Annotated in this window: 27 protein-coding genes; 12 read left to right on the top strand and 15 right to left on the bottom strand. The window is 67.6% G+C overall.

Annotation, left to right across the window (positions count from 1 at the left end; all coding sequences use genetic code 11):
- Both NY1_RS04375 and NY1_RS04370 read left to right on the top strand, forming a co-directional pair.
- The gene (locus NY1_RS04375) at positions 1 to 957 is read left to right on the top strand and encodes an MBL fold metallo-hydrolase (RefSeq protein WP_067708597.1); all 957 of its coding nucleotides are present in this window, start codon (positions 1 to 3) and stop codon (positions 955 to 957) included.
- Positions 958 to 961: 4 nt separating this feature from the next.
- The gene (locus NY1_RS04370; RefSeq protein WP_067708905.1) at positions 962 to 1,570 is read left to right on the top strand and encodes a GNAT family N-acetyltransferase; all 609 of its coding nucleotides are present in this window, start codon (positions 962 to 964) and stop codon (positions 1,568 to 1,570) included.
- Between the two features lie 72 nt (positions 1,571 to 1,642).
- Here the strand turns inward: NY1_RS04370 and NY1_RS04365 are convergent, their stop codons facing one another.
- The gene (locus NY1_RS04365) at positions 1,643 to 2,455 is read right to left on the bottom strand and encodes an SAM-dependent methyltransferase (protein WP_233434201.1); all 813 of its coding nucleotides are present in this window, start codon (positions 2,453 to 2,455) and stop codon (positions 1,643 to 1,645) included.
- Positions 2,456 to 2,676: 221 nt separating this feature from the next.
- Positions 2,677 to 3,231 (bottom strand): hypothetical protein, encoded by a 555-nt coding sequence (locus tag NY1_RS44075; protein WP_067708594.1) that lies wholly within the window; start codon positions 3,229 to 3,231, stop codon positions 2,677 to 2,679.
- On the opposite strand from NY1_RS44075, the gene NY1_RS04355 reads away from it, so the two are divergent.
- Positions 3,221 to 3,415: a hypothetical protein gene (locus NY1_RS04355; RefSeq protein WP_067708591.1), complete on the top strand. Its 195-nt coding sequence runs from the start codon at positions 3,221 to 3,223 to the stop codon at positions 3,413 to 3,415. The two genes, NY1_RS44075 and NY1_RS04355, sit on opposite strands and share 11 nt — an antisense overlap.
- A 56-nt stretch (positions 3,416 to 3,471) precedes the next feature.
- Here the strand turns inward: NY1_RS04355 and NY1_RS04350 are convergent, their stop codons facing one another.
- From NY1_RS04350 to NY1_RS04330, 5 genes are all read right to left on the bottom strand, one after another.
- The gene (locus NY1_RS04350) at positions 3,472 to 4,380 is read right to left on the bottom strand and encodes a hypothetical protein (protein WP_233434200.1); all 909 of its coding nucleotides are present in this window, start codon (positions 4,378 to 4,380) and stop codon (positions 3,472 to 3,474) included.
- Between the two features lie 454 nt (positions 4,381 to 4,834).
- The gene (locus NY1_RS04345; RefSeq protein WP_067708585.1) at positions 4,835 to 6,310 is read right to left on the bottom strand and encodes an FAD-dependent oxidoreductase; all 1,476 of its coding nucleotides are present in this window, start codon (positions 6,308 to 6,310) and stop codon (positions 4,835 to 4,837) included.
- Between the two features lie 59 nt (positions 6,311 to 6,369).
- The gene (locus tag NY1_RS04340; protein WP_067708583.1) at positions 6,370 to 6,879 is read right to left on the bottom strand and encodes an SRPBCC family protein; all 510 of its coding nucleotides are present in this window, start codon (positions 6,877 to 6,879) and stop codon (positions 6,370 to 6,372) included.
- Positions 6,876 to 7,238 (bottom strand): metalloregulator ArsR/SmtB family transcription factor, encoded by a 363-nt coding sequence (locus NY1_RS04335; protein ID WP_067708581.1) that lies wholly within the window; start codon positions 7,236 to 7,238, stop codon positions 6,876 to 6,878. The genes NY1_RS04340 and NY1_RS04335 overlap by 4 nt, the downstream gene beginning before the upstream one ends.
- A 54-nt stretch (positions 7,239 to 7,292) precedes the next feature.
- The gene (locus NY1_RS04330) at positions 7,293 to 7,883 is read right to left on the bottom strand and encodes a TetR/AcrR family transcriptional regulator (protein ID WP_067708578.1); all 591 of its coding nucleotides are present in this window, start codon (positions 7,881 to 7,883) and stop codon (positions 7,293 to 7,295) included.
- Between the two features lie 83 nt (positions 7,884 to 7,966).
- Here NY1_RS04330 and NY1_RS04325 point away from each other — a divergent pair, with 83 nt between their 5' ends.
- Positions 7,967 to 8,719 carry an SDR family oxidoreductase gene (locus NY1_RS04325; RefSeq protein ID WP_067708575.1) on the top strand — a complete coding sequence of 251 codons (753 nt, stop codon included), beginning with the start codon at positions 7,967 to 7,969 and terminating at the stop codon, positions 8,717 to 8,719.
- 20 nt (positions 8,720 to 8,739) lie between these two features.
- Here NY1_RS04325 and NY1_RS04320 read toward each other — a convergent pair whose 3' ends face one another.
- From NY1_RS04320 to NY1_RS04310, 3 genes are read right to left on the bottom strand one after another with little or no spacing between them, the layout of a single operon-like run.
- A complete protein-coding gene (locus NY1_RS04320; protein ID WP_067708573.1) occupies positions 8,740 to 9,894 on the bottom strand; it encodes a DUF5925 domain-containing protein in 1,155 nt (384 codons plus the stop codon).
- Between the two features lie 44 nt (positions 9,895 to 9,938).
- Positions 9,939 to 10,556 (bottom strand): TetR/AcrR family transcriptional regulator, encoded by a 618-nt coding sequence (locus NY1_RS04315; RefSeq protein ID WP_067708572.1) that lies wholly within the window; start codon positions 10,554 to 10,556, stop codon positions 9,939 to 9,941.
- Positions 10,557 to 12,296 (bottom strand): N-acyl-D-amino-acid deacylase family protein, encoded by a 1,740-nt coding sequence (locus NY1_RS04310; protein ID WP_067708570.1) that lies wholly within the window; start codon positions 12,294 to 12,296, stop codon positions 10,557 to 10,559.
- Positions 12,297 to 12,391: 95 nt separating this feature from the next.
- On the opposite strand from NY1_RS04310, the gene NY1_RS04305 reads away from it, so the two are divergent.
- A complete protein-coding gene (locus NY1_RS04305; protein ID WP_067708567.1) occupies positions 12,392 to 12,727 on the top strand; it encodes a hypothetical protein in 336 nt (111 codons plus the stop codon).
- Here NY1_RS04305 and NY1_RS04300 read toward each other — a convergent pair whose 3' ends face one another.
- Together NY1_RS04300 and NY1_RS04295 are read right to left on the bottom strand one after the other, a co-directional pair.
- Positions 12,728 to 13,153 (bottom strand): tautomerase family protein, encoded by a 426-nt coding sequence (locus tag NY1_RS04300; RefSeq protein ID WP_067708564.1) that lies wholly within the window; start codon positions 13,151 to 13,153, stop codon positions 12,728 to 12,730.
- A 32-nt stretch (positions 13,154 to 13,185) separates the two neighbouring features.
- On the bottom strand, positions 13,186 to 13,887 hold the full coding sequence (locus NY1_RS04295; RefSeq protein ID WP_067708561.1) for an SDR family oxidoreductase: 702 nt from the start codon (positions 13,885 to 13,887) through the stop codon (positions 13,186 to 13,188).
- 89 nt (positions 13,888 to 13,976) lie between these two features.
- Between NY1_RS04295 and NY1_RS04290 the strand changes: the two genes are divergently transcribed.
- The gene (locus tag NY1_RS04290; protein ID WP_067708559.1) at positions 13,977 to 14,459 is read left to right on the top strand and encodes a winged helix-turn-helix transcriptional regulator; all 483 of its coding nucleotides are present in this window, start codon (positions 13,977 to 13,979) and stop codon (positions 14,457 to 14,459) included.
- Between the two features lie 116 nt (positions 14,460 to 14,575).
- A complete protein-coding gene (locus tag NY1_RS04285; RefSeq protein ID WP_067708557.1) occupies positions 14,576 to 15,775 on the top strand; it encodes a serine hydrolase domain-containing protein in 1,200 nt (399 codons plus the stop codon).
- A gap of 4 nt (positions 15,776 to 15,779) precedes the next feature.
- Here the strand turns inward: NY1_RS04285 and NY1_RS04280 are convergent, their stop codons facing one another.
- On the bottom strand, positions 15,780 to 16,748 hold the full coding sequence (locus NY1_RS04280; RefSeq protein WP_233434207.1) for a DUF1353 domain-containing protein: 969 nt from the start codon (positions 16,746 to 16,748) through the stop codon (positions 15,780 to 15,782).
- A 124-nt stretch (positions 16,749 to 16,872) separates the two neighbouring features.
- Between NY1_RS04280 and NY1_RS04275 the strand changes: the two genes are divergently transcribed.
- The 3 genes from NY1_RS04275 (at position 16,873) to dinB (ending at position 19,792) form a co-directional block, all read left to right on the top strand.
- On the top strand, positions 16,873 to 17,517 hold the full coding sequence (locus NY1_RS04275; RefSeq protein ID WP_067708552.1) for a TetR/AcrR family transcriptional regulator: 645 nt from the start codon (positions 16,873 to 16,875) through the stop codon (positions 17,515 to 17,517).
- 132 nt (positions 17,518 to 17,649) lie between these two features.
- Positions 17,650 to 18,528: a nitrilase-related carbon-nitrogen hydrolase gene (locus tag NY1_RS04270; RefSeq protein ID WP_067708551.1), complete on the top strand. Its 879-nt coding sequence runs from the start codon at positions 17,650 to 17,652 to the stop codon at positions 18,526 to 18,528.
- Positions 18,529 to 18,565: 37 nt separating this feature from the next.
- Entirely contained in the window at positions 18,566 to 19,792 is a 1,227-nt protein-coding gene (dinB, locus tag NY1_RS04265; RefSeq protein ID WP_067708547.1) for a DNA polymerase IV, read from the top strand.
- Positions 19,793 to 19,800: 8 nt separating this feature from the next.
- On the opposite strand, the gene NY1_RS04260 is transcribed toward dinB, so the two are convergent.
- Positions 19,801 to 20,655, bottom strand: a complete 855-nt coding sequence (locus NY1_RS04260; protein ID WP_067708544.1) for a phytanoyl-CoA dioxygenase family protein — start codon at positions 20,653 to 20,655, stop codon at positions 19,801 to 19,803.
- Between the two features lie 52 nt (positions 20,656 to 20,707).
- On the opposite strand from NY1_RS04260, the gene NY1_RS04255 reads away from it, so the two are divergent.
- Together NY1_RS04255 and NY1_RS04250 are read left to right on the top strand one after the other, a co-directional pair.
- A complete protein-coding gene (locus NY1_RS04255; RefSeq protein WP_067708542.1) occupies positions 20,708 to 21,283 on the top strand; it encodes a TetR/AcrR family transcriptional regulator in 576 nt (191 codons plus the stop codon).
- Between the two features lie 29 nt (positions 21,284 to 21,312).
- The gene (locus NY1_RS04250) at positions 21,313 to 22,881 is read left to right on the top strand and encodes a hypothetical protein (protein WP_067708540.1); all 1,569 of its coding nucleotides are present in this window, start codon (positions 21,313 to 21,315) and stop codon (positions 22,879 to 22,881) included.
- Positions 22,882 to 22,940: 59 nt separating this feature from the next.
- Here NY1_RS04250 and NY1_RS04245 read toward each other — a convergent pair whose 3' ends face one another.
- A complete protein-coding gene (locus NY1_RS04245; protein ID WP_233434198.1) occupies positions 22,941 to 24,491 on the bottom strand; it encodes an FAD-dependent monooxygenase in 1,551 nt (516 codons plus the stop codon).
- Between the last annotated feature and the right edge of the window lie 77 nt (positions 24,492 to 24,568).

Below are 24,568 nucleotides of genomic sequence, written 5' to 3'. Positions count from 1 at the left end.
ATGTCCGATCCAGTCCGCAATCCCACCCTCGCCGAATGCTGCTCCGCCGCAGCGGGTCTGCTGCACGGCATGGTCCGCCCGCGTCCCCGGGACGAGCGGTTCCTCCGTTCGCTGACCGACGCGGGGCTGCCCACACCGCGCAATACGGTGCGGGTCACCGCGCTCCCCCAGGTCGGCCGCCCGGTACCGACCGCCATGATCGTGGAGGGCGTCTTCCAGCCGCGCCACATCGAGACCGCCCTGACCACCTTCGTCGTGCGGCATCCGCAAGCCACCTTCCTGGTCGATCCGAGCGTGTGCGTGGATGCCGAGCACCGGGCCATCGCCCAGCTGCCGCCGCTGCTGCGCCGCGTGGTGCGCCCGCCCGCCGCCACCCTGCCCACCGTCGAGGCGCTGCGCCGCGAACCCGCCCTGCCCGCACCGGATTTCGCGCTGCCGACGCACGCGCACTGGGATCACGTGTGCGGGCTGCTGGACCTGCCGGGGCTGCCGGTGCACCTGCATCGCGTCGAGCACGAGTGGATCGCCGGCGGCGCGGTGGCGCCCGCGGGCGGCGTCCGGGATTCGCTGCTGGACCGCCCGATCGTCGAATACGAACTCGACGGACCGCCCGTCCTGACCTTCGAACGCAGTCACGACCTGTTCGGTGACGGCAGCGTGGTGCTGGTGGACCTGGCCGGGCACACCCCGGGCAGTATCGGCGTGCTGGCCCACACCGCGCGCGGCTGGGTACTGCTGGCCGGCGACGCCGCCTGGGATGCCTTGCAGGTCACCGAGATCCGGCAGAAGTCGGCCTTGCCGGGCCGGTTCGTGGACGCCGATCGCGACGAGACCTTCCGCACCCTGCACCGCCTGCACGTGGTCCGCGATACCGTGCGCATCGTTCCCACCCACGATCACGCCGCCGCCGGACATCTCGCGGCGGGGCATGCCGGCGCAGCCGAAGCAGTACCGTGAGGACATGGATGTCACCGTTCGTCCCGCAGTGAAAACGGATATTCGCGAGCTGGCCCGGGTGCTCGGGCTGGCCTTCGCCGACGATCCGGTGTTCGAATGGCTCATCCCCGACGACAGCGCCCGGCCGCGGCGCGCCGCACAGCTCTTCGCCGGGCAGACGCGGACGCATTTCCTCGCGCTCGGCGGCGTCGAGGTCGCGCAGGACGATGCCGGAAGGATTGCGGGAGTGACGCTTTGGGCGCCGCCCGGGAAATGGCACGCCTCGCAAGCCTCGACCTTGCGTTCGCTGCCGAACCTGATCCGCGCTTTCGGGCGGCGGCTGGGCGCGGCCGGGGAACTGGCCGAGGTGATGGCGGCAGCGCATCCGCGCGAACCGCACTGGTATCTGCAGGCGATCGGCACGCTCCCGAGCGCCCGGGGCCTGGGTTACGGGCACGCGCTGCTGGCTTCGCGCCTGGATCGGTGCGATGCCGAGGGCGTGCCCGCGTATCTGGAATCGAGCAAGCCCGAGAACGTGCCGTACTACGAGCGTTTCGGTTTCGAGGTGACCGGCGAGCTGGATGCCACCGCGGGCGGGCCGCTCCTGTGGCCGATGTGGCGCAAGCCGCGCTGAGGTGGCGGTGCGCCGAAACGACGATGTGCGGTGGGCGCCGGTTCGCGCCCACCGCACATCACGGTCGAAAAGCTATGCCTTGCGGGCGATCCCGCTGACGATCAGCAGTTCGTAGTCATTGAGTTCGTGCTCGACCGCCGAGGCATCCGGCTGCCACTCCGCGCACGGCTGCACACCCGGCGGGAGCAGTTCCAAATCGCCGAACATGGCCTCGATCTCGGCATCGGTGCGCCAGGTGCCGCGCCCGAACGCCTCCAGGATCTTGCGCTCGGTGGCCGCGGCTTCCCGGTTCTGGGTGTGCCCGGTGCGGAAGTGCGAGATGTAGACGCGGCTGTCGGGCGCCAGGCGCTCGGCCCAGAAGCGCACCACTCCGGCCGGGTCTTCCTTGTCCTCGAGGAAGCTGAGCACGGCCCCGAAGATGATCCCGACCGGCTGGTCGAAGTCGATGAGCCGCTGCACTTCCGGGTTTCCGGCAATGCTCGCCGGATCACCCACCTCGGCCTCGAAGACCGCGATATTGTCATCGACCGCGAGCAGCGCACGACCGTGCGCCACCACGAACGGATCATTGTCGACATAGACCACGCGGGCGTCCGGATGCACCTTGCGCAACTCGTCGTGCACATTCACATCGGTGGGCAGGCCACAGCCCATATCGATGATCTGCTTGATACCGACGTTGGCCATATTGCGCGCCGCGCGCAACATGGCCTGCCGATTGGTGATCGCGAGTAGCTCGGAACCGGGCAGATCACCCATGAAGAAGTCACCGACTTCTTTGTCGACCCCATAGTTGTCACGCCCGCCGAGCACGTAGCTGTAGACGCGCGCCACACTAGGCCGGGATTGCCGTGCTCGCATGGCGTCGATGTTCAAGTCTCGCACCCCTTTACCCTTCCGTGCACCTGTTCGGTGGATCCCTGCACGGGCGGCCCGCCGGATAACGAACCTCGATCGAAGATCATTGCAGAACCGGGGTCGGAGCGATGCCGTCTTGCAGATGACGATACCGCTGTAAGGGGCAAATGCGAGCAACATCGGAGCTTCCGCTACGAAGCATTCAGGATGCGGTCCACAGCTGTTATGCGGGCGCTACGGGTTCGCTACTACGCTGGTGACGTGGTCGCCGCCGAGGTGGGAGCGACCGAGGTGGTAGCCACGGTCGTCGTGGTTTCCGGGGCCGGCGCCGTGGTGGTGGTCACCGGCGGCGAGGTCGTCGCGGTGCCCTTGATCGGCGTGGGGCACTTGCCATCCCGCTCGCCGATGCTGTTGATTTCGGCGTTCGAACGCGGGTCGCCGTAGTAGTTGATCTGATCGGTGCACTTCCGCACCACCCCGCACTGCTCGTTGCAGTGGTCGTGGCCGCCGACCGGATGCGATGTCGGCGAATGCATGTACGGCGATTCCGGCGCGGTCGGGTCGGCGTAGTAGCCCGATCCGTCTGCTTGGCGGCCGTTGATATTGCCGCCGTCCATGTAGCCCGGCGGATATCCGGCCCCGTCGGGGGTACCGCCGCCCTGACCGCCGCCCGAATCCGATCCGCTGCCGCCGCCCGAGCCACCGGATCCGCCGGACCCACCCGAGCCGCTCTGTCCGCCGCCGCCTTGATTCCCCTGTGCCGCACTCGAACTCGTCGGCGTCACCGTCTTCGTGGCACTCACCGACGTCCGGCTCACCGACGAGGACGCCGACGCGCCCGAACTCGTATCCTTCGTCGAGCACGCCGTCACCACCAGCGCCGGCACCACCACAACCATCAACGCACCCATCGCCGCTCGAAAGCGACTCCGCGACCGCATCATCCGCGAACTTCCTCCTACCCGAACCACCCCGACCCGAAGGTGAACCCTAGGAGTCCGGCCGCGCGGAAGCTATCGGACGAATGCCCTATTCGGGACGAACTACCGGGATTCGCGGGCCGCGGCCGGCCGTTCGGCGAGGAGCTGATCGAGCTGTTGTTCGGCGCGTTCGGCCCGGGCGAGGGTTTGCGCGCGGGCGTCGTCGAGGGTAGCCAGACGTTCGGCAGCCTGTTTGCCCGCTTTGTCCAGCGCGGCGGCGGATTCCGCGCGGACCGCCGCGATATCGGCCGCCGCCTGCTTGCGGACCTCGGTCAGTTCGGCACGGGAGCGCTCGAGCTCGTCCCGTACCCGCTTGAGTTCGTCGCGGGTCTCGCTCAGCGCCTGATTGCGTTCGGTGACAGCCGCTTCCGCCCGATCGATGGCGCGTTCGGCATCGGCCGCGCGCTGCACCGCCAGGTCCCGTTCGGCCGCCGCGGCCGTGATCCGCTGCGAGGCGTCCCGTCGCGCCGCTTCGATCTCGGTCACGGTTTTCGACCGCGCCAGCTCGATCTCTTCGGTCGCCTGCTGCCGCGCCCGCTCCACATCTTCGGCGGCTTCCCGTCGCACCGTGCGAATCTCGGCTTCGGCCTCGGCGCGTGCGGCGAACACCTCATCGGCGGCCTGCTTGGTGGCCCGCTCCATTTCGCCCAGTGCATCGTCACGCGCACTCAACGCTTCGGCGATCCGCGCCTCCGCGCTCTCGGCAGCGGCCGCCGCATCATCGGCCGCGGCTTCCGCTGCCGCCCTGGCCTCTTCGGCATCGCGCCGCGCCTGCTCCGCCGCCACGGTCGCGACCTCGGCCTCGGCAATCCGGCGCGCCGCATCCGCCTGCACCGCCTGGACCTGCGCCTCCGCCACCGAAGGGTCGGCCAGCGTAGACAATTCGGCGACCGCCGCCGACAAGGTGTTTCCCAGCTGATCGGCCAGTCCGCGGAACTGCCCCAACAATTCATCGGCCCGCAATCGAGCCACGGTAGCCGGACCCTGTTGCGTCACAGTGACGTTCGCGGCCGAGGTCTCACCCTCCGCACTTTGCCTGCGCTGCCGCTCTTTCCAGGCCCGCCAGCGGGTGTGGTCCGGGTGGTCACAGTATTCCGATGGCCGTCCGGGTCCCCCTCCGCGAGTAATCGGTCGGACACATCCCGGGTAGTTACAAGTCGTCGACACGAGCAGAATCGTAACGTTGGTTCCGTCATTTCCAACGGAACAACACGAAACGAAACCCATTGCGCCCCAAATCCTCCCATCGCGGTCTGACCTCCGATAAGTGAACCTTATCGGAGGTCAGGCTTCGCCGAATCCCCTGTTCGACCTGCGATTCATTTCGTTCCGTTTGGTTGCTGCAAACGTAACGATAATCAACGAAACCGCTTCAAAAACTGGGCACCCCTGTACAGGCGTCCCAGTTTCTGGCGGAGAGCGGTTTTCAGTCCCCTACGACAGCAGCGCAGCGCATACCGAATCGCTCGGCCATCGTTTCGAGGGTCTGCCGCTGGTGTTCGCGGTCGCGCCGATGCGTCCGCGCGAAATACGCGGAATCGACCATGCGCCGATGCAGCGGATACCACCGATCGAAATCCAGTCCGCACCGCAGGAACACCGACGGCCCGAGCGCCTCGTAGATGAGGCTCAGATTGTGCAGGTGCAGCGTCAGAGCGCCATAGGCGAGCGGAGCGGCGGTAACCGTCTTCTTCCGCAGTTCGTCCCCGTCGAACGCGTACAGCGGCACCTTACGGAGCTTGTCCCGGAACATCAGGTGGGTGAGGAAGTAGCCGCCGAAGGAGAGGAATCCGAAGGTCGCCGAACGGGTTTGGATGGAGAGCACCTGGCCGCCGGGCGACACGTAGGGCTCATAGGGCGTATCCGTGTGCAACAGGTAGCCGGTGCAGTTGACGATCCAGCTGCCGGCCGGGGTCGCGACGGTATCGCCATTGCGGAAGACCAAATCGACGGCGCCATTGCGGTCGACCGCGTCCCGCAGGTGACCCATGACGACCGTGTGCAGTCCCGCTCGAATCGTCGCCTGTTCCGCCTCCGACAACAGGCCCGCGAAGAAGTTGTCCGCCTGCGGGGTGACCGACAGTCCGGCATTGGCCAGCAGCCAAGCCTGGACCTCGTTCTCGTTGGTGCCGTCGAATTTGCGTGCGACCTCGATGAACAGCCGGTTCGGCATGAGGCCGCCCCAATACCGGCGCGGCCCGGGCGGGACGATGCGATCGCGGTCCAGGAATACGGTCCCGGGCCCGGCGACCAGGTTCACCTCCCGGTCCGGGCGGGCCGCGATCAGGGCCGACGCGGTGTCCATCGCGGTCTTGCCGCCGCCGATGATCCACACCGGTTCGTCGCTGTCGGCTATTTCTCCGCTGCGTACGTCGCAATAGTTCGGCGACACCGACCGCACCCGGTCGCTCGATACGGTGAGCGGGTCCTTGGGCGCGACGTTCACCCCGAACGCCTTGATCAGCTTGTCCGCCATGATCACCAGTGGCCGGCCGGCCGGATCGGTGCAGGTGACGCGCACGCCGTCGGCGGTCTCCTCGTGTGACCGGTAGTCGACGCCGAAGTGTTCCTCCACCTGCACGCGTTCCCTGATGACCCGGACGCAGTGTGCGAAGTGCTCGAGCACTTCGGTCCTGGTCGCGAGGTAGGACCGTTCCTTGTGGATGGTCCATTTGATATCGCCTGCGGTGAACAGCGGATGCGGCTGGTGCAGCCGGACGTACGGATAGGCGTCGACCCACATTCCCCCGGCCACCGGATGCCGGTCCACCAGAATGATTTTCTGGTCCCGGCGCAGATATCGACTCGCGACGAACAGGGCGTTCAACCCTGCGATTCCGGCGCCGACGACGCATACATCGCAGGTTCGCGCATCCACCGGATTCAAGTCGGACGATGTCATCGCAAACTCCCTGCTATCGCCAATTGGACCACCGGCGAGCAGGGGTGTCAACGAATCAGTTAGGCATCGGGCATGAGGTTCTCGTAGTAGGCCGCCATGTTCGGGTAGTAGTCGTTGAAGTCGGGTCGTGGCGAATCGTCACGTGCTGCTCCGAGCATGTCCAGGTAGTACTCCCAGCCCGGGCCCACCTGGGGGATCTGGGCGATCTCCGCCTCGGTGAGCAGATGGTGGATGAATCGCAACTCGGTGACGCCGTCGGTCTCGGTGAGAGTGAGTTCCAGACGCCACGAGCCGTCGTCATCCACCGCCGAAATTCCGAGCCGGCGCGGCGGCTCGCAGATGTCGACCTGCATGTCCATCCACGGCTGTTCTTCTTCGAAAGCCATCTGCACCTTGATGGTTCGGCCCGGCCCGGCGTCACCGGTCCACGGGCCGAACCAGCGAGCGGTCCGTTCGGACTCGGTGACGCTCGCCCACACGTCCTCGATGGGCGCGCGGTAGGTGCGGGTCAAAACCAGGTCGCGACCTTGCTCCGCGCCGAGCAGGCGGCCGGTAGGTGTCGGGGTCATGCGGTCTCCTCTGCGTGTGTTTCGTCAGCGGTGCCCGCACGGCGTTCCCGCCGGGTGCGATACACCTCGGTCTCCAGTGCGTCGAGATGCTGTTCCCAACCGGGCCGCGCCGCGAAACTCGCTATCCAGTCGGCGATCTCCGCGAGCGGCTCGGCGTCGAGCAGGTAGTACCGCTGCCGTCCGACGAGTTCGTCCCGCACCAAGCCGCTCTCGCGCAGCACCCGCAGATGCCGGCTCACGGCAGGACGACTGATCTCGAACTGCTCCGCGATCGCCCCAGCCGTCAGCCGTTGATCGCGAAGCAACTCCAGGATGCGCCGCCGCACCGGATCCGCGATCGCTCCCGCCACCTCGTCCACAACCAGAAGCGTAACCGACTGGTTACGCGTTGTCGAGATCCGCGGCGAGGCGGATCAGGGCCAGCCCTGGATCGCCAGCGCGGCCACCCGCTGCAGCTGGCCGCGGGTCGCGCCGTCGCGAGCGGACTGCGAAATGCCTTGCAGCACAGCGCCGGCGTAGCGGGCCAGCGCTGCCGAATCGGTATCCGCGGGCAGGAGGCCGACTTCGACATCGGCCCGAATGCGCTCTTCATAGACCGCGAGATCTCGATTGCGGAGTTGCCGGAGCTGTTCGGACACTTCGGCATTGTTGGTGTTGTCGGCCGCGCAGAGCAGCATGCAGCCGCGCGGCCGGTCGGGGCGGGTGTGTTCGGTGGCAGCTTCGTGCAGGATCCGGGCGATGGCCTGTTTCGCGGTCGGCTCTTCGGACAGTGCGCGCGCGATCCAGCCGCCGTAGGTACGGCCGTAGGCGTCGACCGCCTCGTCGAACAACGCCTTCTTGTCACCGAACGCTCCGTAGAGACTGCGCACGCCGATGCCCAGTTCGGTGGTCAGATCGCTGATCGAGGTCGCCTCATAGCCTTTCGTCCAGAACAGCCGGACCGCCAGGTCGAGGGCCGCCTCCCGGTCGAACGATCGTGGCCGTCCGCGCTGTCGCTCCTGCATGCGGATTATTTTACAGCGATCGCTGCAAATTGCGGTACAGTGCCTTTCTGCAACGAACGCTGCAAAATGATGGAGGTGGCGCAATGCACGCGCTGACAGGCAAGACCGCGCTGGTTACCGGCGGAAGCAGGGGTATCGGACGGGCGATCGCCGAGCGGCTGGCGCGAGACGGCGCGCGGGTCGGCGTGCACTACAACTCCAGCCCCGACGCCGCGAAGGACACCGTCGCCGCGATCGAGGCGGCGGGCGGGTCGGCGTTCGCGGTGTATGCCGAGCTGGGCGTAGAAGGTGACGCGCAGACGCTCTGGTCGGCGTTCGACTCGCACGCCGACGGGCTGGACATCCTCGTCAATAATGCCGGAATCGCGGACCTGGGCGGGGTTTCCGACACCACTCCGGAGGTCTTCGGGCGGCTCTTCGCGGTCAATACGACAGCGCCGTTCTTCATCACGCAGCTCGGTCTCGACCGGCTGCGCGACGGTGGTCGCATCGTGAACGTCTCCACCAGTTACACGCTCGGCAAGGCCGACCCGCAGCTCACCGCGTACGCGATGACCAAGGCGGCCATCGATGTGTTCACCCGTGCGCTGGCCAAGGAACTCGGGCCGCGCGAAATCACCGTCAACGCGGTCAATCCCGGCGCGATCGACACCGACCTGAACGCCTGGTGGCTGCGCTCCAATGACGAGGCCCGCGCCGCCACCGCCGCCCGCTCACCTCTGGCACGCGTCGGGGTGCCGGGCGATATCGCCGGGATGGTCGCGTTCCTTGTCTCCGATGACGCCGGCTGGGTCACCGGCCAGCTCCTCGACGCCACCGGCGGAGCCCTGCTGTAACCGGCCCACTCCCCCGCCGGTCAGAGGTAACCGGCGGGGGTGGGGTTGGCGTCGGTCGGGGTGGCTTGGATTCGGGTGCGGTCGTCGCGGGACTCGATGAGTTCGGCGAGGGTGAGGCCGTCGGGGCCGACGAAAGGCTTGGGGCGGTCCGGGAGTTCGCGGTCGAGCCAGGCGGTGGCCTCGGACGGAGAGAGCGCGCCGACTTCGAGCTGGGCCAGGCAGCGGCCGGGGCGGATGACGGCGGGGTGCAGGCGGGAGAGGTTTTCGTTGGTGGTGATGGCGACCAGCACGTCGCGGCCCTGGCCGAGCATGCCGTCGGTGAGGTTGAGCAGGCGGGAAAGGCCTTGGCCGGTGGATTCTTTGGCGGAGCCGCGGATCAGTTCGTCGCAGTCCTCGAGGACCAGGAGCCGCCAGCGGCGCTTGGACTGGTCGTAGGTGTCCACGCCGATGGCCACTTCCATGAGGTAGCCGGGGGTGGCGAAGAGTACTTCGGGGTCGAGTACGCAATCCACCTGGCACCATTCGGACCATTCGCGAGCTAGGGCGCGCAGGGCCGAGGTCTTGCCGGTGCCGGGCGGGCCGTGCAGCAGGAGCAGGCGGCCGCTGATCTCCTCGGGGCGCAGGGCCATCAACTTCTGCAGTGCCGCGCCGATATCGGTGCCGTAGTTGCCCGCGACCTGAGACCAGGCCGCGGCGCTGATGGTGCGTTCGCGGCGCTGCGGGCCGTGGGATCCGTAGTGCCAGAAGCCCATGGTGATCTGGCTGTCGTCGGCTTCGGGCTCGACCGTGGCGTCCTGACTGCACGTGTCGATCACACTGCGGGCCAGTTCCTCGGTGGCCGCGCAGATCTGCAGAGCCGCGCTGCCGCTGGTGCGGCGCACGACGCGCAGGGTCCAGCCGTCACCGGCCGCCAGCGTGGTGCGGGTGCCGTCGTCGTCGCTGGTGCGCAGTACGCGCGCGGTGTCGGGGCACAGCGGCGCTTCGGGCTTCACGCCCTCGAGCTCCACCGAAAGCGCGTGCGGCTGTTCGCCGCTCACGTACGGCGCGAGCCCGATGGCGTCGATGATGTCGCGAGGCGTATCGGAGTCGTCGAGGTTCATCACCCACGTGAGCTCGCCGGCGGCGGGCACCTCGCGGCCGACCAATCGCAGGCGTTCGTGTGGTGTGGAAGTCATTCCGACGATGATCCGGTTCAACCTGATCGAGGTCCAGCCAATATTCAGGCGGGCGCACCGGGCCGGGTTGTCAACTGGTGGAACACATCCGCGATCTGCTCGATGCGCGCTTCCTCGAGCTCGGGCCGCGGGAAGGTGTGCCGGAAGATGGCCTCGCCGTCGAACATGTGCGTCAGCGAGGTGGCGATCAGCCGGGCGGTGTCCGCGGACACGTCCGGGGTGAGGACGGTGACGGCGAGTTCCTCGACTTCGCGCATCATGTCCCGCAGCACCGGTTCCAGGCGCAGCCGCAGTTCGGGTTCGGTGCGGGCGGCGACCAGCAATTCCAGCCACACCGTATTGGTGGTGTCCCGGATTTCGCGCCGGATCAGGCGCATGATCGTCATCAGATCGGCCGGGCTCAGGGAGTTCTCGGGCAGCCGCAGTTCGGCGGCGGCGAGCAGGTGCCGGCGGCGGACCTCGTCCGCGGCGGCGACGACCAGATCGGTCCGGGATTCGAAATGGCGGAAGATGGCGCCCTTGGAAACCCCGGCCCGCGCACTGATCTCGCCCAGCGAGGCATTGTGATATCCGATCTCGGCGATGGCCTCGATGGTGGCATCGACGAGCTTGCTGATGGTGGCGGCGCGGCGCTCGGCCTGAGTTCGTCGCGCGGTCGTCAATTACCCTCCAGCTCGCAGGAATCGGCCCGTGCGCGCGGCGCCCAGCACCTCGGCGGGCGCCCCGTCACCGAAGACGTACTGGCCACCGACGAACACCGCCGACACGGCTTTGTCATTGCGATTGACCATACGTGGCAGGTCGCCGTAGGTCGGCACGGGGCATTCGGCATACGCCTCGAGCGAGTCGTCCAAGCCGTCCGGATCGACGACGAGCAGATCGGCGCGGTCGCCCTCGCGCAGATAGCCGGCGTCGATGCCGTACCAGTCGGCCAGTTCACCGGTCACCCGGCGCACCGCCTGTTCCAGGGTGAGGAACGGCTGCCCGGCCTGTTCGGCCTGCCGCACCCGGCGCAGGAAACGCAGGCCGAAGTTGTAGAAGGCCATATTGCGCAGGTGCGCGCCCGCGTCCGAGAAGCCCAGCTGCACGCCGGGGTGGGCGCTGAGCTTGTTGAGCATCTCCGGCCGATGGTTGGAGATCGTTGTGCGCCAGCGCAATTTGGTGCCGTGCTCGACGACCAGATCCAGAAACGCGTCCACCGGATGCAGGCCGCCGCGTTCCTCGCCCACCTGCCCGAACGTCTTGCCGATCACGTGCGCATCGGGGCAGCCGACGATCTCGGCATCGAAGAAGTCGCGATGCCAGACCCGGATCCCGAATTTGTTGTCGTAGTCCTTGCGGAACCGCCGGCGGTAGGACTCGTCGCTCATCAGCGCATTGCGCTCCACTTGATCGGCCAGATGCAATGCGGCCGCGCCGGAACCGAATTCCTCGAAGATGACCAGGTCGATGCCGTCGGCGTACACCTCGAACGGAATCGGCAGATGCTGCCAGCGGAAGTCACCGCCCAGGCCGTTGATCACCCGGGTGAGCGTGCCCATGAGGTACACCAGCAGCGGGTTCGCCTTGAGATCCGCCGCCGAGATCAGCGTGGTCTTCAACCGCTTGCGGAACAGTCCGACGCTGCTGAAGGTCATGGCGGCGATGCTGCGCGGCGAGGTGACGTCGGGTCCGCCCTGCAATACGCGCCCGCGCCGCCGCAGAATCGCATTGAGCCGCCGCCGTTCCCGCGCACCGGCGTAGGTCGAGGGCAAGGTCCGGGAGCGCGCGACCTCACCGTCGAGCTTGTCGAACAGCAGCTGCTGGGCCGACATGCCCACGAATCCGGCGTCGAGGGCCTCGGTCAGCGCGGCTTCCATGGCCGCGAGTTCGCCGGAGGTGGGCCGGACTTCCTTGCGGGTGGCCCGATCCAATCCCATGAGCGCGGTCCGGATATCCGAATGCCCGATCATCGCCGCGAGATTCGGCCCCAGCGGGAGTTCTTCCAGTGCGGCCACGTACTCGCGCGCCGACTTCCAGGTCTTGTCGCGCACCGCGTCGATCACGTGCTCGCGCGGGATTGCCTCCACCCGCCCGAACAGGTCGCCCGCATCGGTCGCCTCGGCGTGCACGGTGGACAGCGAACACGAACCGAGGATCACCGTGGTGATCCCGTGCCGTACCGACTCGGTCAGTCCGGGCGCGCGCAGCACCTCGATGTCGTAGTGGGTGTGGATGTCGATCATGCCCGGCAGTACCCATTTGCCCGCGGCGTCGATGACTCGGGGACAACCGGTTTCGTCGAGGGGTGCGGCCGAGACCGCGGCGACGCGATCACCGACCAGCCCGAGATGTCGGATGGCGGAAGCGTTTCCGGTTCCGTCGAACCAGCGGCCGCTCTTGATGATCGTGTCGTAGCTCACAACAACATTGCAACCGATCGGTCACTAACTGTCAAGGAGTGCGCCCCGGGCGAACCGGCGATCGCCGCGCCCGGGGCGTGGTGGATACTCGAGCGATGAACTGGGATCACCTCAAATCACGGCGGCCCAGCGACACCGAACGTGATGCCCTGCAATCGGAGCTGGTCGAGCGCGCGATCGCCGTCAAGCAGCACGGCTGGGACGACTATCGCGACGCCTGGACCGCGGGCGACGCCGCGGGAGTCGCCTACCTGCTGGGCGATACCGAAGCCCTCGAGCAGTTCGAGGAACACGAGGGCTCGATCCTGACCCGATACGCCGGGGCGCTCTACGGGTTCAACGGCGCCCGCAAGGAGATCGCGGCGGGACTGCCCGACACCCAGGCCTGGTTCGCTGCGGCCCGGGCGAAGGTGCAGCGCGCGGCCCGCTGATCAGTACGGGACCGCGAGATTGCGTTTGGCCCAATCTTTTTCGGCCTCGGAACCGCCCGGCGGCGGTACCAGTCCGTTGATCATCCAGAGTTCCTCGCTGGTTTCGTCGGCGTGGAATTCCCAATGCAGGTCCGGGTGCCGGTCGAGATACGGTTTCAGGATGCCGTTGATCCACCGGGTGGTCCGGCGGCGCGACTCCGCGTCGGGGTTGTGCCGGGCGATGTGGTCGATGATGACCCGCACCCCGACCGGAGTGGGTTCGCCGCCGACGAAGAAGTTCTCGGGCTGGGTTTCCTGGAACAGCGTGACCACGTAGAAGCGCGGTAGTCCGACCTGCTCGTAATGGTCGGTGATGCGGGAGGCGAGTTCGTGCTTCTCCTCGGCGGTGAAGATTCCGGGGGTGTGGTGAATGGTCCACAGCGGCATGGCGGTTCGATTCTCCTGGAAGCGGTGCGGTTTCAGCTGGCGGCGGCGAAGGTCAGGCGTTCGACCGGGCCCGACAGCGCGGCCTTGACCGTCACGGTGACGTCGTCGGCGAGCACTTCGGTATCCCCCGCCTCCAGGCCGTCGAGGATGCGCGCGGCGATCTCGGCGGGCGTGGCCTTCGGCCGATCCAGCGCCGAGACCATGTCGGTGTCGATGAAGCCCGCATGCACGCCGACCACCTGGGTGTGCTGGGCCGCGAGTTCGAGCCGCAGTGAATTGGTGACCGACCAGGCTGCGGATTTGGAGGCGCCGTAAGCGCCCGCGCCGGCCAGCCAGGACAGCACCGAATGCATGTTCACCAGCGCTCCCCCGCCATTGGCGGCGAGTGCGGGCGCGAAGGCGCGAGCCACGCGCAACAGACCGAACACATTGACATCGAAAGTGTCCGTGATGTTTTCGAAGGAACCGGTCACCAAGCCGCCCGGCAGCAGCACGCCGGCATTGTTGAAGACCAGCTCGGCATCGGGAGCAAGCGCCGCGAGGGCGGCGACCGACTCGTCCGACCGCACCTCCAATTCCGCGGTGACCACCTGCGGACGTTCGTCGGCATAGGCGGACCGTGCCGTCGAGTACACCTTGCGCGCCCCGCGCGCCAGCAGTTCGTCGACCAGCGCCGCGCCCAGCCCGCGCCGGCCGCCGGTCACCACGGCCACCTTGTCCGCTACTGCAACCATCACATCCTCCTAGGTAACGATGTCGTTAGTTAGATGGAACCACGCTCCCGCTGGATAACGCAAGCGTTAGTTACACTGGCGGAGTGGCGATGGAATTCGAGGAGCGACTACGCGACCGGGATGCCTGGTCGATCGGCGACGGCTGTTCCGCCGAGCGCGTGCTGGATCTGCTCAGCACCAAGACGGTGTTCCTGGTGGTGCGCGAATGCTTCTACGGCACCACCCGATTCGAGGATTTCGTGAGCCGGATCGGCACCTCGGCGCCCGCGGTGTCCCGGGCACTCAAGCAGCTCGAGGCCGCCGGGATCGTCGCGCGCGTGCCCTATCGGGAACCCGGCCACCGCGCCCGCGACGAATACCGGCTGACCGCCGTCGGCGAGGATCTGCTGCCGGTGTTCATGTCGCTCATGCAGTGGGGTGACAAGCATCTGCAAGACGGCCGTCCGCCATTCTCGTTCGTGGAGAACGGCACCGGCCGGCAGGTGAGCGTACGGGTGACCGCGCAGCCCGCACCCGAATCCACCTCCGGCGATATCCAGATCCGGTTGAATCCCGCCCGGCGGCGCACCTGAGCCGAACTCTTGTCCGGTTCCCAAGTCGGCCGTATCGTCGAAAGTTGTTAGCAAAGGCGCTTGCAACTGTTGAACACTCGGATGCGGGCGACCTGTACAGACAAAGGAGTCTGGAAATGTCGGCTGCGATGCTCGTCGACGACCGGTTCACCTCGGTTGCCGCCAAATTCTTCTCGCTGTTCGGCGCCCCGCGGAAGGGCGGCGGCGCGGTCGCGGTCTATCTGCACGGCGAACCCGTGGTCGATATCTGGGCGGGTTGGGCCACCCCCGATCGGCCGTGGCGGGCCGACACCATGGCGCTGTCGTTCTCGACCAGCAAGGGTGTAGCCGCGACGGTGCTGCACCGGCTCGCCGATCGCGGATTCATCGATTACGACGCCCGGGTGGCCGACTATTGGCCGGAGTTCGCGGCGCAGGGCAAGGGTGAGATCACCGTTCGCGATGTGCTGCGCCATCGCGCCGGATTGCAGCGGATACGCGGGCTGCTGCCCGACACGGACGATCTGTACGAGCACGATGCGGTGGCCGCCGCGCTCGCCGCGAGCGCGCCGGATCCGCTGCGCCTCAAGGCTTCCGGATATCACGCCATCACGTTCGGGACGCTGGTCGCGGAGATCGCGCAGCGAGCCACCGGGCGCGACTTCCGGGATCTGGTGCGTGAGGAATTGGCGGTTCCGCTGGGCGACAGCGACTTCTGGTTCGGGGTGCCCGCGCCGCAGCGGGGGCGGGTGGCGCAGCTCGGGCCGCGCGCCAATATCGCGAAGCTTCCGGTGGATCGCCTGCTGGGCGTCGCCGCCGCGATTCCCCCGCTGCGTTCGCTGCGCGGGGTCGTCTACGACGGCATGCTGAACGCCGCGCAGTTCTCCGACCGGCCGTTCGATGCCATGATGCCGGGCTGGAACGGCGTGTTCACCGCCCGCTCGGTGGCCCGCATGTACGCGGCGATCGCCAATGACGGATGGGTCGGCAATCAGCGGCTGCTGAAGCCCGAAACCGTTGCCCGCATTACCGAAATGCCGTTCAACAGCAAATTCGACTATGTGCTCGGCGCGGCGCCCAACCATTCACTGGGCTATCACCGCGCGATCGTGGGCACCAAGTTGCGCCGGGATTCGCTGGGGCACTTCGGTATCGGAGGCTCGGGCGGTATCGCCATGCCGGGGCTGGGTCTGTCGATCGCGTTCGTGACCAATCACCTCGGCAACCGGGCGTCCTCGCTGGGTGATGCGCGCTTGCCGGTGCTGGCGGCATTGGCGGCCCGGGCGGCGCGCACCGATCCGGGCATCGAGCGATTGCCGGCGGCCGCGGCGGGCTGATCGGTCAGGCCAGCCACCACGAGGCCACGAACACCGCGAAGGCCAAGGCGATGAACGCGATTCCCATCGCCTTGGCTACCGGGGGCCGCCATTCCTCGATCCGGTCGACGGCCGCGAACAGCGCGCCCACCAGCACGATCGGCAATACCGCTGGGATGACCAGCGCCACCAGGGAACCGATGATCCAGCCCGCGATCCGGAATTTGCCCCAGGTGATGCCCAGCAGCAGCGGAATCACCACGGCCCCCGCCGCGCCGCCGATCAGCGCATGCCAGGGCTGCTCGCCGATCCACGGTGCGCCGGGGATGCCCGGGATGTCGAGGATATCCAGGGTGCACCAAATCCCCACCAGCACGATCAACGCGAGCGTGCCCCACAGCGCGATCCGGTAGTGCCATTTCCGCAGCGGGGTCCAATCCACCTGCCGCCCATGGTGCATGGTCGCGGCCGTGACCGCGGACCAGACCAGCCAGCGCCGGATCAATCCGGTTCCGGTCTTGGCCATGGCATCCCGGAAGATCCGGTCCGCCTCGTCCCGGTGGATCTCGCGCGCCGCGATGTAGCTGGCGGGCTCACCCTTGTCCAGGACCAGCCCGTCGTGCAGGATCGCCGCCGGCAGGTGCGCCCCGGTCTTGGGCACCAGCCAGGTCAAGAAGGCCGGCACAGACGTCAGGTCCGTCGTCCAGTTCGCCAGATCCGCGGGCACCAGAATCTCGCCGACCCCGTCCGGGGAATCGTCGTTGTAGCCGATGCGCCGCAGCAACCGGAACTCTTCGCGCCGGGTGGCTTCGTTGTAGAGCCGGTCCAGCATGATCGTGAGGTCGGGCGGGGCCGGTACGACCGTCGGCGCGGCCGGCTCCATGGACTTGTTGACCACGACCGCTTGCGGATCCACCTCGGCCGCGGTCGCGCCGGCAGGTGCGTCGCCACCGTCGTAGAACGATCCGGTGTCCTGCTCGCCCCCAAGCTTCATGCCCACAGCTTGCACCTTCTCGGAGCGCATTTGCGCAGGTAGAAGGAAATGCAACCGAGGCGAAGCTTGATCGTTTCCGGAGCGCTTGCCCGGGGCCGGTCGCGGCGCCGATTACCATCGCGGCATGGCACCGCGACCCCAGAGTCATCGTGCGGCGGGCGAGCGCCGGCGCGCGCAATTGCTCGACGCGGCGATCACCGTGATCGCCGAGCGCGGGGTGCAGGCGGCCACGCATCGCGCGATCGCCGCCGCGGCCGGGGTGCCGCTCTCGTCCACCAGCTATTTTTTCGAATCGATCGACGAACTGATCACGGCCGCAATGGATCTGGGCGCGACGCGGTTGCTGGCCGATATCCAACGGCTCGCGGACGCGCCGATACCGGATGGCACCCCGGTCGAGGCGTTGATCGATCGGTATCTCGAACTGCTGATCGGGGATACCGCGGCGACGACCGGCGAGACCGGGCCGGAGAAGATCGCGCAGCTGACCCTGTACCTGCAGTGCCGGCACAATCCGGCCCTGCAGCCGCTGGCGGAGCGTCTGATCACCACCTACAACGCGGTGTCCGAGGACTTTCTGACGCGAATCGGCGTGCGGGATCCCGCTTTTCGGGCCCGGGTGATCATGGCGTTCATCGACGGCGCGGCGCTGCAGAACACGGCGTGGAATCAAGGCGCGGAAGGGCTGGAGTTCTTCCGGCAGGCGATCAGGACGCTCATCGCCGCGGGCCTGCCCGCGCACGACGTGGTCGAACCCTCGGCGCGATAACTCCCCCCGTAACCCCGAGCTCATTGCAGCCCGGGTGTGACCGAAGCCAACCCAAGAACATCGGACATTTGTCCGATGTTCGACTATCGTTGCTGGTAGATCGCTTATGACCTCGAGAGAAAGGGTTCCATCATGAAGATCGCCATCATCCAGCACCTGGCCGAACGCGAGTTCCCGGTGAAGGAGCGCTTGAACCGGGCGGCGGAGCGCATCGAAGCTCTCGCCGGGCAGCGGATCGATCTGATCGTCCTGCCGGAGGAGTGGCTCGACGGAGCCTTCTACGACGACATCCAGCACGCCGAACAGCACACCATGGACGGCTGGGCTTTCACCCGGCTCGGCGAGGCGGCGGCGAAAGCCGGAGCATTCCTGCACGCGGGCACCTTCCAGGTGGTGAACGAGGACGGCGGCCTCCCGTTCAACTCCGCGATCTTCTTCGGCCCCGACGGACGAATCCGTACCCGCTACGACAAGATCCACCTGCACGGCAAGTCCTACGCCTTCCTGTCGCAGGAGGACAAGGACCGCTACCTCGGCGGCGCCAGCGAGGTGCACAAGGCCGAACCGCAAACCAACGGAAGCCGACTCGTCGTCGACACCGTCACCCTGCCGCACAGCGGCCGGCAGGTGACCTTCGGATTCAATACCTGCGCCGACATCACCTACGGCGAACAGCAGCGCGCACTCACCGAAATGGGCGCCGAGGTGCTGCTGCTGTCGGCGGCCTGGCCGACCGAATACGCCCACGCCTGGGACATGCTCCCCGCGGTCCGAGCGCTGGAGAACTCGGTATTCGTCGTCGCGGCCAACAACCGTGGCCGGCAGGACGCGCTCGAGCTGTACGGCAACAGCATGGTCATCGACCCCTTCGGCCGAGTGCTCGCCCGCGCGAGCAAAACCGACGAAATCCTCGTCGCCGAAATCGATCTCGACCAGATCAAGGCGGCCAATGTCGTCAGCGGCTTCAAGAAGGACCGCGAGGTCGCCGAAAGTTACGCCGGCAAGATCTGACCGGGCGTGCCGAAAAGACCGATGGGTATGCGAACATATGTTCGTGTCCGGATCCGAGCAGAGTCAGCGCGAGCGCCCCGAGAAAGCGGCGATTCTGCACGCTGACCTGGACTCTTTCTATGCCTCGGTGGAGCAGCGGGACAATCCGCGATTGCGGGGGCGGCCGGTGCTGGTGGGGTCCGGGGTGGTGCTGGCGGCCAGTTACGAGGCGAAGGCGTTCGGGGTTCGGACGCCGATGAATTCGCGGCAGGCGCTGCGATTGTGTCCGCACGCGATCGTGGTGCCGCCGCGAATGTCGGCTTACGCGCAGGCCAGCAAGGCGGTGTTCGAGATCTTCCGGGACACCACGCCAGAGGTGGAGGGGATCTCGATCGACGAGGCGTTTCTGGATGTGAGCGGGTTGTGGCGGATCGCGGGGCCGCCGGTGGATATCGCGCAGGGGTTGCGGGCGCGAGTGCGGGCGGAGGTGGGGTTGCCGATCTCGGTGGGCGTGGCGCGGACCAAGTTCCTGGCCAAGGTGGCCAGCGCGGTGTCCAAACCGGATGGGCTGCTGGAGGTTTCGCCGGATCGGGAATTGGAGTTTCTGCATCCGCTGCCGGTGGAGCGGCTGTGGGGCGTCGGGGAGGTGACCGCACGGGAACTGCGGGAACGCGGGATCACGCGGGTGGGGCAGCTGGCGGAATTGGGTGAGGGGCCCTTGGCGGCGGTGCTCGGGCCGGCGACCGGCAGGCATCTGCACGCACTCTCCTGGGCCCGCGATCCGCGACGCGTCGATACCGGACGACGGCGGCGATCCATCGGCGCGCAGCGGGCCCTCGGACGCAGGGCGCGTACGGACGCGGAGGTCGAGGCGTATCTGCACGGACTGGCGGATCGGCTCGGACATCGGCTGCGGCGGGCGAAGCGGGTCTGCCGAACCGTGGTGCTGCGCTTGCGATTCGACGATTTCAGCCGGGCCACCAGGTCGCACACCCTGGTGCAGGCGACCGACCGTGGGGAGGTGGTCTTGCACGCGGCCCGCACGCTGCTCGAGGCCGCACTGCCGATGATTCACGAGCGCGGGCTGACGCTGATCGGCCTGGCGCTGACCAATCTCGACGACTCCGACACCATGCAACTGTCGCTGCCCTTGGCGGAGCGCGCCGAGAACTCCCTGGACTCGACGCTCGACGCACTGCGGGATCGGTTCGGCGCGGGCACCGTCACCCGCGCGGCCCTACTCGGTCGCGGCGAAGGGCTTTCGGTGCCGACGCTGCCCGATTGATCAGCGGCTCAGACCGCCGGCGCGCCGGGTTCGAGCAGTCGTTTGGGGTGCATGCCGTCGACCTGGCCGATGAACGGCGGATGGATGCTGTAGCCGAGCATGCGCCGGATGTCCTCGGAGACAGCGCGAACCGTGTCCCGGGTCATGGACAGCGTGAACGCTTCCTGCGGGCGCAGCCACGGTTCGCAGTACTGGGCGGTCAAGGCCAGGCGGGGCGCGGAGGTGGTGTTCGCTCCCCCGCCGTGCCACAGTGTGCCGCCGAAGAAGACGCAGGAACCCGCGGGCATGACGACGGGTACGCGGACGGCGTCACCGGGTAGGCGGTCGTCCCAGAGATGGCTGCCGGGGATGATGTCGGTCGCGCCGTTCTCGGCGGTGAAATCGTCGATGGCCCAGATGGTGGCCGCACCCAGGAACTTTCGCGGCCGCGGCAGCGGGTAGAAGCCGTCGTCGGTGTGCAGCATCTGCGCCGACTCCCCCGGCAGGATCTTGATGACCTGCAGCATCGACAGCAGATAGTTCGGCAGGAACAGCCGGTCCAGCAGGGCCAGCACGCGCGGATGGTCCGCGATGCGATCGCAGGCGCGGGTCTTGTTCAGCACGCTGTAAAGCCGCTGCGTCCCATGCCCTTCGAAGGCATTGCGACCGGTCTGATCCAGCAGTGGTTCCACGGCCGCACGGATTTCGGCGAGCTCCGCCGGAGTGAGCAGGTCGCGCAGGATGACGTAACCGTCCCGTTCCAGCGCCGCCAGATCCGCGTCCACCACGGCCGGATCGATACTCGCGCCGCTGCTCGCCGTCCGCCGATAGGTGCCCGCCAGGTCGCCGTTCAGATCGACCAGCGATGACACGTCCGCGCTCATGCCGACTCCCTCCAGAAGCCATAACATAACCGAATTCGGTTATGCTTCGACTGTGGCACGCGCACCGATCGGACGTCAACAACTTCTCGATGCCGCCCGCGACGAACTGGTGCGCGGGCGCGGGAGCCTGGAGCTGAGCGCGCTGACCAAGCGCGCCGGGTTGAGCACCGGGGCGGTGTACCACCATTTCGGGTCGAAAGTGGGCCTGCTGGCGGCGGTTTGGGACGACTTCTACGAGGGGCTCAGCCGGGCCACCGCCGACGACCGGCTACCCGAGGCGGACTGGGCGACGCGCGAGCGGGAACGCACGCGGTGCTTCGTGGAGTACCACTTCACGCATCCGCTGGCCTCGCTGCTGCTCAATCGCACCGCACCCGATCCGGGATTGACCGAGCTGGAAGCGGTCTACATTCTCAATCTCGGTGACGCGGCGGCGGCGAATATCCGCACCGGACAGGCCGCCGGCGAGATACCGGCCGCGATCGACCCGGACAGTGCGGGGCATTACGTGATCGGCGGGCTGCGGCACGGGATCGCGCAGCAGTTGCGCGTGGTGCCGCGCGCGAGCGTGGATCGGGCCACCGAACTGCTGTGGCAGCTCATCGCCGCCACCCTCCGGCTGGGCTGAATTCGGCTGCGGCCATTAGCATCGGCGCGGTGAACAGCGTTCCCGATCTCGAATTATGGCTGGCCGACCACGAATTGGCGATACACCGCCGGGTGGAGAAATGGGTGCGCGGCGGGCTGCCGGTGCCGGTCGCGCTGTTGCGGGAGCTGTGGGTGGATCCGCGCTGGCAGCGGGCGTTGCGGGCGGCGTTCGTGGGTGTGGCCGAGCGGTTCGAAGGGCCGGTGCGGGTGCTCGGGCTGCTCGAGGAGATCGGCGAGAACGGGGTGACGACAGCGGGTTTCGATGGCGGGCGGGAGGTTTCGGCCGAGACCGAGCTGGTGTTCCCGCATTACCGCGATTTCGCCGATCGCGACGCCGCGCTGGCGTTGCTGCGGGAACAACGTGGGGTGCGCCATTCGCAGCAGGTCGAGCGGGATACGTTGCGCGTGCCCTTGAACAAGTACGACTATCGGCGTGCGAGTGACGCCGTTCGGGAGCGGCTGGCCAGGACGGGGCTGGCTCCGTTCCGCGAGGGCGTCGAATCCGAGGTGACGCCGGGGCATTCCATCGAGCAGGCGGTGCGGGTGCGGGTCTATCGGCATCCCGGACACGGCGATCGGCCCTTCGCGTGGCTGCTCACCGATGCCGAGGCGATCGGCGCGGACCTGTACGCGAAGCAGCTGGGATGCACGGGCCCGCAGGTGAGTCAGGCGGTCGCCAGCGCGTATTGCCATCCGCTGCTGGGGTTTCCCGCCTGGTCGGTGCGGCATGACACCATCACCGATGCCGAGGTGATCGGCGGCATGAACGGGTTGATGGCGGCCCGGCAGTGGGCTTCCAACGACGATCCGGAAGCGGCGTCGAACGTGCTCGACACCCACGCCTTCGCCCTGCCCGTCCAGCACCGGGCCGCCTTCTGGACCAGCGCGGCGTACACGATTTTCGACAGCGGCACCGGCTTCTACTGGACCAAGCACAGTGACGGCGTGAAGCACGCGCGCACCGAAATCCTCGCGGCGTGCCGGCGTTCGGGGCTGTTCGCCGATGTGGACCTGCATTACGCGGTCGCCGTCGCAGAGAATGCCGATCTGGAGGCGGTCTGTGACGCGATCGCGCTGCGGGACGGGCCCGAGGCGGCGCTGCTCGCCTACCGGGCCGTGGCACTCCGCCACGGCGCTTCGGCCAGTCATCTGGCCAAGCTTCGGGACTATGCGGCGGCCGCGGGACGGGATCGGCTGACCGAGGATACGGCGGATCTGGGTGCGGTGCTGGCCCAGCGCGGCTATCTGTTCGGGCTTGCGGATTCGCTTCTGAAGAACCGTAAACGAGCCATCACCCATCTGGTCCTCACCGATGACCATGCCGTGCGGACGCTCTTCTCCGAGCCCTACGAGCTGCACACGCTCGACAAATGCGGGGTGCTCGATACCTTGCTGAAGAACAAGAAGGTGCTCGAGCGCCTGCGCGGCGGGGTGTTGTGGCCGGGTTCGTCGGCTGCGGAATGGGTGGACGAGCAATTCGGCACGATGTTCGCCGAATCCCCGCCGGAGACAGCGGGTTACCGTCAGGCGCGGCGGATCGCCGAGCTGCTGGTGCCGGAAGCAGCCGTACAGGGCTGAGAGGATCCGCGCGGCTGCTGCGATCGCGCGGATCCACGATCGCAGCAGCCGAGGCCGGACTAACGGACGACGGCGGTCAGCGGTGCGCCGAACCACCCGGTGAGCGCCCGGCGCAGCGAATCCGCGGACGAGTGGGCGGGTTCGTCGACGGCCGCGGCCCAGGCGATATGGGCGTCCGGGCGAATGAGCAGTGCGTCGGCGGGACGCTCATCCGTTGCGGCGGTGTGGATTTCGACGCGATCCCGCCAGGCTTCGGCGATCTCCCGCAGGTCCGGGCGGTCGGCCAGCACCAGCAGGATCGGCCGCGCGGTGCGCAGCAGCGCCGCCACACTGCTCGCGCCCTGCTCGGTCCGCAATGCCAGATCAGGCGCGAAGGTACCGACCAGCGCATGCTCCTCGGAACCCGACTGCGGGTACCGAGTGCAGTTGCCCGCGATCAGATCACCCACCCGGCGCAGTGCCGGCTCGTCGGTGGTCAACTCCTGGAACAGCTCCCGCAGCGCCTCGGCCGCGGCGTCCTGCCCGCGCCGCAATGCGACCTGAGCCCGCGCCTGCATCCGCGTGCGGGCGCCGGCGGCATGACGTTCGTCGTGATAGGTGTCCAGCAGTCCTTCGGGCGCCCAGCCATTGATCTCGGCGCCCAGCTTCCACGCCAGGTTCACCGTATCGAGCATGCCCGCATTGAGCGCGACACCGGTGGACGGGAACAGATGCGCCGCATCACCCGCCACGAAGATCCGCCCGGCCCGATACTGTTCGGCCTGCCGATCCTTGAAGGTGAACCGCGACAACCGCTTCGCGTCCCGCATCGGAATCTCCGCACCCAGCACCCGGCGAATGCTGCCCTGCAGTTCCTCCAGGGTCATCACCACATCGTCGTCGTACTCCGCGGTCTCGTCCTCGGTGGTCGAGAGATGCAATGCCCCGTCCGGCGTGCTCGCGAACGCCAGCTGACCGTGCTCGGTACGCGTGAATCCCGCCGCGACCCGCCCGAATCCGGGGACCTCGAGATCACCGTTCTCATACACGGTCACCCCCTCGCCCACCGAAACCTGCGCCAGCCGCACCACTTCCGGATACGTGGTGCCCGAGAACACGATCCCCGCCATCTCGCGAATCCGGCTCCGTCCACCATCACAGGCCACCAGATACCGCGCCGTCACCGCATAAGCGCCCGCCGGCCCGGTGACCTCCGCCGTCACCGACTCCTCGTCCTGGAGCACCGCATCCACCCGATGCCCCCGCCGAATCTCGGCCCCCAGCTCCTCACCCCGCGCGGCGAGCAACCGCTCGATCTCCATCTGCGCCATGGGCAACACCTTCATCGGCGCCTCCGCCATCCGGGTGAAGTCCAGGTGCATCCCGCCGAACGGCAACCGCAACGGCGGATAAGGATCCGAACTGACCGCCTCGAACCGCTCCAACAACCCCCGATACCGCAGCAGATCCAGAATCCGCCCCCCGATCCCACTGGCCTTCGGCACATCCCACAACTCCGGATGCCGCTCCAGCACCACAGCCCGCACCCCCGCCAGCCGCAACTCGGAAGCCAGCATCAGCCCGCTAGGACCCGCCCCGACAATAACCACGTCGGTGTCCAAGACTCGCAATCCACACTCCCGTTCCCGCACTCCATCAACAACGAGAAGCGATTCTGCGCCACCCCCCACCCCTTGCGGCAAGTCCC

This window comes from Nocardia yamanashiensis NBRC 100130 (assembly GCF_001613325.1).
In the GTDB taxonomy this organism is placed as follows: domain Bacteria; phylum Actinomycetota; class Actinomycetes; order Mycobacteriales; family Mycobacteriaceae; genus Nocardia; species Nocardia yamanashiensis.
Note: the sequence above shows the minus strand (reverse complement) of the source record. Positions and strands in the feature narration are given on the sequence as shown.

Coding starts and splice junctions, on each gene's coding strand:
- NY1_RS04345 (WP_067708585.1), bottom strand. CDS start 6,310: ATGACATCGTCCGACTTGAATCCGGTGGATGCGCGAACCTGCGATGTA.
- NY1_RS04295 (WP_067708561.1), bottom strand. CDS start 13,887: ATGGTTGCAGTAGCGGACAAGGTGGCCGTGGTGACCGGCGGCCGGCGC.
- NY1_RS04340 (WP_067708583.1), bottom strand. CDS start 6,879: ATGACCCCGACACCTACCGGCCGCCTGCTCGGCGCGGAGCAAGGTCGC.
- NY1_RS04320 (WP_067708573.1), bottom strand. CDS start 9,894: ATGACTTCCACACCACACGAACGCCTGCGATTGGTCGGCCGCGAGGTG.
- NY1_RS04300 (WP_067708564.1), bottom strand. CDS start 13,153: ATGCCGCTGTGGACCATTCACCACACCCCCGGAATCTTCACCGCCGAG.
- NY1_RS04275 (WP_067708552.1), top strand. CDS start 16,873: ATGGCACCGCGACCCCAGAGTCATCGTGCGGCGGGCGAGCGCCGGCGC.
- NY1_RS04280 (WP_233434207.1), bottom strand. CDS start 16,748: ATGAAGCTTGGGGGCGAGCAGGACACCGGATCGTTCTACGACGGTGGC.
- NY1_RS04260 (WP_067708544.1), bottom strand. CDS start 20,655: ATGAGCGCGGACGTGTCATCGCTGGTCGATCTGAACGGCGACCTGGCG.
- NY1_RS04330 (WP_067708578.1), bottom strand. CDS start 7,883: ATGCAGGAGCGACAGCGCGGACGGCCACGATCGTTCGACCGGGAGGCG.
- NY1_RS04375 (WP_067708597.1), top strand. CDS start 1: ATGTCCGATCCAGTCCGCAATCCCACCCTCGCCGAATGCTGCTCCGCC.
- NY1_RS04370 (WP_067708905.1), top strand. CDS start 962: ATGGATGTCACCGTTCGTCCCGCAGTGAAAACGGATATTCGCGAGCTG.
- NY1_RS04285 (WP_067708557.1), top strand. CDS start 14,576: ATGTCGGCTGCGATGCTCGTCGACGACCGGTTCACCTCGGTTGCCGCC.
- dinB (WP_067708547.1), top strand. CDS start 18,566: ATGTTCGTGTCCGGATCCGAGCAGAGTCAGCGCGAGCGCCCCGAGAAA.
- NY1_RS04290 (WP_067708559.1), top strand. CDS start 13,977: ATGGAATTCGAGGAGCGACTACGCGACCGGGATGCCTGGTCGATCGGC.
- NY1_RS04305 (WP_067708567.1), top strand. CDS start 12,392: ATGAACTGGGATCACCTCAAATCACGGCGGCCCAGCGACACCGAACGT.
- NY1_RS04325 (WP_067708575.1), top strand. CDS start 7,967: ATGCACGCGCTGACAGGCAAGACCGCGCTGGTTACCGGCGGAAGCAGG.
- NY1_RS04270 (WP_067708551.1), top strand. CDS start 17,650: ATGAAGATCGCCATCATCCAGCACCTGGCCGAACGCGAGTTCCCGGTG.